This is a genomic window from Entomohabitans teleogrylli, assembly GCF_001484765.1.
GTDB lineage: Bacteria > Pseudomonadota > Gammaproteobacteria > Enterobacterales > Enterobacteriaceae > Entomohabitans > Entomohabitans teleogrylli.
The window spans coordinates 1-553 of sequence record NZ_LLXO01000107.1 but is presented as its reverse complement, the minus strand read 5'-3'; the positions used below and the strand labels follow the sequence as shown (position 1 = coordinate 553).

Sequence of the window (553 nt, the reverse complement as noted above, 5' to 3'; positions counted from 1 at the left end):
CCCCCCTCTACGAGACTCAAGCCTGCCAGTATCAGATGCAGTTCCCGGGTTGAGCCCGGGGATTTCACATCTGACTTAACAGACCGCCTGCGTGCGCTTTACGCCCAGTAATTCCGATTAACGCTTGCACCCTCCGTATTACCGCGGCTGCTGGCACGGAGTTAGCCGGTGCTTCTTCTGCGGGTAACGTCAATTGCTGCGGTTATTAACCCCAGCACCTTCCTCCCCGCTGAAAGTACTTTACAACCCGAAGGCCTTCTTCATACACGCGGCATGGCTGCATCAGGGTTTCCCCCATTGTGCAATATTCCCCACTGCTGCCTCCCGTAGGAGTCTGGACCGTGTCTCAGTTCCAGTGTGGCTGGTCATCCTCTCAGACCAGCTAGGGATCGTCGCTTTGGTGAGCCGTTACCTCACCAACTGGCTAATCCCATCTGGGTTCATCTGATGGCATGAGGCCCGAAGGTCCCCCACTTTGGTCTTGCGACGTTATGCGGTATTAGCCACCGTTTCCAGTGGTTATCCCCCTCCATCAGGCAGATACCCAGACATT

At 55.9% G+C, this 553-nt stretch carries 1 rRNA gene; it reads right to left on the bottom strand.

Annotation, left to right across the window (positions count from 1 at the left end):
- A 16S ribosomal RNA gene (locus tag AQ981_RS25455) occupies positions 1–553 on the bottom strand; the annotation flags it as partial.